This is a genomic window from Enterococcus sp. 3H8_DIV0648 (genome assembly GCF_002140655.1).
Taxonomy (GTDB): Bacteria; Bacillota; Bacilli; order Lactobacillales; family Enterococcaceae; genus Enterococcus_A; species Enterococcus_A hulanensis.
Genome location: NZ_NGLG01000001.1, coordinates 2,770,317 through 2,774,538, shown reverse-complemented (window position 1 = coordinate 2,774,538; position 4,222 = coordinate 2,770,317). Strand labels below are relative to the sequence as shown.

Annotated in this window: 5 protein-coding genes; 3 read left to right on the top strand and 2 right to left on the bottom strand. The window is 40.6% G+C overall.

All coding sequences use genetic code 11. The features are described 5' to 3' along the window. Together A5875_RS12765 and A5875_RS12760 are read right to left on the bottom strand one after the other, a co-directional pair. Positions 1 to 573 (bottom strand): lyase family protein (locus tag A5875_RS12765; RefSeq protein WP_254911871.1); only part of this gene is annotated, 573 nt, incomplete at its 3' end. 623 nt (positions 574 to 1,196) lie between these two features. Beyond that, positions 1,197 to 2,405, bottom strand: coding sequence for an argininosuccinate synthase (locus A5875_RS12760; protein WP_088933953.1), 1,209 nt, complete (start codon positions 2,403 to 2,405; stop codon positions 1,197 to 1,199). A 351-nt stretch (positions 2,406 to 2,756) separates the two neighbouring features. On the opposite strand from A5875_RS12760, the gene rplM reads away from it, so the two are divergent. The 3 genes from rplM to A5875_RS24005 all read left to right on the top strand — a co-directional run. Continuing rightward, positions 2,757 to 3,185: a 50S ribosomal protein L13 gene (rplM, locus tag A5875_RS12755; RefSeq protein ID WP_242550895.1), complete on the top strand. Its 429-nt coding sequence runs from the start codon at positions 2,757 to 2,759 to the stop codon at positions 3,183 to 3,185. A gap of 15 nt (positions 3,186 to 3,200) precedes the next feature. Next, complete coding sequence (gene rpsI, locus A5875_RS12750) at positions 3,201 to 3,593, top strand: 30S ribosomal protein S9 (protein WP_088933951.1); 393 nt, start codon at positions 3,201 to 3,203, stop codon at positions 3,591 to 3,593. 408 nt (positions 3,594 to 4,001) lie between these two features. Next, a partial coding sequence (locus A5875_RS24005) for a hypothetical protein (RefSeq protein ID WP_217809346.1) occupies positions 4,002 to 4,222 on the top strand: 221 nt, incomplete at its 3' end.

Here is a 4,222-nt window from a genome sequence, read left to right as displayed (position 1 = left end):
GTCGACACGCTTCATACTTTCCTCAAGGCGAGCCTGATCACGCGTCAGCATGCCATAATACGCCATTAAGTGATGACCAAAAGAAATCGGCTGTGCATGCTGCAGGTGGGTATAGCCGGGCATGATCGTTTCCACATGTTCTTCGGCTTTATTGACCAAGACAGCGCGGAAATGTTGAACCTTCTCGATGATCTCGGTCAAATGTTCCTTCAGATATAAATGCATATCGGTTGCGACCTGATCGTTTCGGCTGCGGGCGGTGTGGAGCTTGCCGGCAACAGGGCCGATCTCATCGTGGAGCATCTTTTCCAAGTTCAAATGAATGTCTTCATTTTCGATCGTAAAGGTTAATTCATCCTTAGCAGCTTTTTCTGCCAATATTTTTAGTCCAGCGGTGATTTGCTGGGACTCTTCTTTTGTAATGATGCCTGTTTCACCAAGCATTTTGACATGCGCCAAGCTGCCGGTGATATCTTGTGTAGCTAGCTGCTGGTCGAAGGGAATCGAAGCACCGAAGGCATCGATCCATGCTTCATTTTTTCCATCAAAACGGCCACCCCATAATTTTGCCATTGTTTTATCCTCACTTCTATTGATTGATTTTTAACAAAAAAGACCGTCGCAACGGTCTTTTTTTATGTTTAGCTTTTCTTAGATGTCTAGTGTATCGAACTAGCTCTTTGAAGCAACAAGCGAAAATTTTTGTAAATTTGAGGAGCAATTTAAAAAAATTTTAGACTTGTTGTTCAAGAGCCGAACGAGTTCGCTAAACTTTTCTTTATATCTAGCACACGGGCTAGCTCTCTACGACAATAAGCAAAAATATTGAGAAATCTGAAAAACGATTTATCAATATTTTGGTCTTATTGCTTGAGAGCTGAACGAGCCCGCTTAGCTTTTCTTTATATCTAGCTTTTCGAACTAGCTTTATCGACAATAAGCGAAAATTTTGTTAAGTCTGAAGAGCGACTTATCAAAATTTTAGTCTTATTGCTCAAAAGCTGAACGAGTTCGAAAAGCTTTTAAGCTAGGGAGGAGGCATCTTTTCAGATACCTCAGGATGAAAACATTGCTGGTTTCCTTATTTCCTTACAGGAAAAGAAACTCTCCTAAGAGCAATGGCAAGATGTGAAACCGGACGGCCTTATTTACCGGCAAGTAAAAGCCGCCTCACATCTGGTTTCTCTTGCAAATTTCTAAATCGTCGGTTGTTTGTTCTCTGCTTGGATCTCAGCGTGGACCTTAGTTGGCAAGCCCCACAGCTTAATGAAGCCGATCGCTGCATCTTGATCGAAAGTATCAGCAGACGTATAAGTTGCCAAGTTTTCGTTGTATAAGCTGTTGTCAGATTTACGTCCTTCAACAATGACGTTGCCTTTGAAGAGCTTCACACGCAAGACGCCGTTTACGACTTCTTGTGATTGCTTCAAGAAAGCGATCAACGCATCCATTGTCGGATTGAACCAAAGACCGTCATAGATCATTTGGCATAATTGCTGTTCAATGACTGGTTTGAAATGGGCCATCTCACGAACAAAGGTTAAATCTTCTAATTCTTTATGAGCTTTCATCAATACTTCCGCACCCGGGCATTCGTAGACTTCACGAGATTTGATCCCCACCAGGCGGTTTTCGATATGGTCGATTCTGCCGATGCCGTGAACGCCGGCGATGGTATTCAGCTTCATAATCAATGAGGCTAATGATAACTCTTCACCATCTAAGGCAGTCGGAACGCCTTTTTCAAAAGTGATCTCAACGACGGTTGGTTTATCTGGTGTATCTTCCAATTCAGCGGTGATCGCATAAGCGCCAGCTGGCGGTGTAGCCCAAGGGTCTTCTAGGATGCCGCATTCGCAGGCACGTCCCCATAGGTTTTGGTCGATCGAATAAGGATTGTCTAAATCCGCTGGGATCGGCACACCTTTTTCAGCCGCGTAGTTGATTTCTTCTTCACGGGACCATTTCCATTCACGAACCGGCGCGATGATCTTCAAGTTCGGATCAAGGGCGGCGATGGAAACTTCAAAACGAACTTGGTCGTTTCCTTTACCCGTACAGCCGTGGGCGATCGTGGTTGCTCCAGTTTGGTGAGCCAGCTCCACTAATTTCTTCGAGATCAATGGACGAGACAGCGCAGAAACTAATGGGTAAGAATTTTCGTAGTAGGTATTTCCTTGCAAAGCAATTAATACGAAGTCTTGCGAGAATTCTTCACGAGCGTCGATGGCATATGATTCAATGGCGCCGACTTGCAGCGCTTTGTTCTTAATAAATTCGGTATCGCGGCCTTCGCCGATGTCTAAACAGCAGGCAATCACGTCGTAACCTTCATCGACGAGCCATTTGATTGAGACTGAAGTATCGAGACCACCTGAGTATGCTAAAATTACTTTTTCTTTCATCCTGATTGCTCCCTTATCGCTTTTTCATTAAATTCTAATTAATGTGTTGAAGCCATATTAGCACCGTAAAATACAAAAAGCAAGCACTTTTTAAATATTTATGCAAAATAATTTCGATTATTCGTTTCTTTATTCATTTATTGGTGTATATTGCGAACGATTATGTATAGTAGGAGATAGTTTGGGAAATGAAAATATTTTGCGTTTTCAAAGAGAAAAACATTGACATGACAAGGCTTTGCAAGTATTATGGTAAATGGTATTGTTTGCCCCACAAGAGCCCCGGAAACTCAAGTGTTTGTCAAACATTCGAAATCGAAATTGGAGGAAAAAAACGTGCGTACAACATATATGGCTAAGCCAAACGAAGTAGAACGTAAATGGTACGTAGTAGACGCAACTGATGTTCCTTTAGGACGTCTTTCAACAGTTGTTGCATCTGTACTACGCGGAAAAAATAAACCAACATTCACACCACATATTGACACTGGTGATTTTGTAATCGTAATTAATGCGGATCAAATCAAATTGACAGGTAAAAAAGCAACTGACAAGATTTACTACCGTCACTCAAACTACCCTGGTGGATTGAAATCAATCTCAGCAGGCGAAATGCGTGCTAAAAATTCTCGCCGTTTGGTCGAAACTTCTGTTAAAGGAATGCTTCCTAAAAACACTTTAGGTCGCGCTCAAGGCATGAAACTTCACGTTTACGGTGGAGCAGAACATCCACATGCAGCACAACAACCAGAAGTCTTAGACATCACAAACTTGATTTAATAGGAGGGAAATTCATTGGCACAAGTTCAATATATCGGCACTGGCCGTCGTAAAAATGCAGTTGCTCGCGTACGTTTAGTACCAGGAACTGGTAAAATTACTGTAAACAAAAAAGACGTTGAAGAATATATCCCACATGCTGACCTACGTTTAGTAATCAACCAACCATTTGGTGTTACTGAAACTGCTGGTTCATACGATGTATTCGTAAATGTAAACGGTGGAGGCTACGCAGGTCAAGCCGGCGCTATCCGTCACGGTATCTCACGCGCTTTATTAGAAGTAGATCCTGATTTCCGCGCACCATTAAAACGCGCTGGATTGCTTACTCGTGATTCACGTATGGTTGAGCGTAAAAAACCAGGTCTTAAGAAAGCACGTAAAGCATCACAATTCTCAAAACGTTAATCGTTGGTATATCAACGATTTTGGACATCCGCCAATTGGTGGGTGTCTTTTTTTTTCAGAAATCCCCACCAAATTCCCCACCAGTATAATCAGTAGATTAAATTGTTGGAAAGTTTTAAATAGAGAAATTGATTAATAGAAGTAAATTTCTGATAAAATGAGGTAAGCAATAGTATTTGTAAGGAGTTGAGGAGTTGGAGAAGAGAAAAGAGGGTATTTTAAGTCAATATGATAAAAACAAACAGTTGTATTTAAATTTTTTGAAATATTTTCTGAATACAATAGAGGGTATAGTTATTGAGGAGTCCATTGTATTGCAGCTGTCTCTTATACACATCTTGTGTAGATTTTTTACGTTCTATTGACAAAATACCAGAAATTGCAAAGTGTGAAGGTTTAAGTTATACAATGGAATATTTGCTTGAAAATATCCATTTGAGTATGGAAAGACTTATAAATGATCTAGGAATAGTCAGTTTACTATATTACAGATTTATTTTGGAGTGGAAAAAAAGAATACAAACTAATAGTTTATTTTTAGATGCAGTAACCGATAGAAAGGGAAAAGAGGTTTCTTACTTTTTTTGGCGAGAATCTACGTTTACTTTTTTTGTTTTAGAAATGATTGA

Coding starts and splice junctions, on each gene's coding strand:
- A5875_RS12760 (WP_088933953.1), bottom strand. CDS start 2,405: ATGAAAGAAAAAGTAATTTTAGCATACTCAGGTGGTCTCGATACTTCA.
- rplM (WP_242550895.1), top strand. CDS start 2,757: ATGGCTAAGCCAAACGAAGTAGAACGTAAATGGTACGTAGTAGACGCA.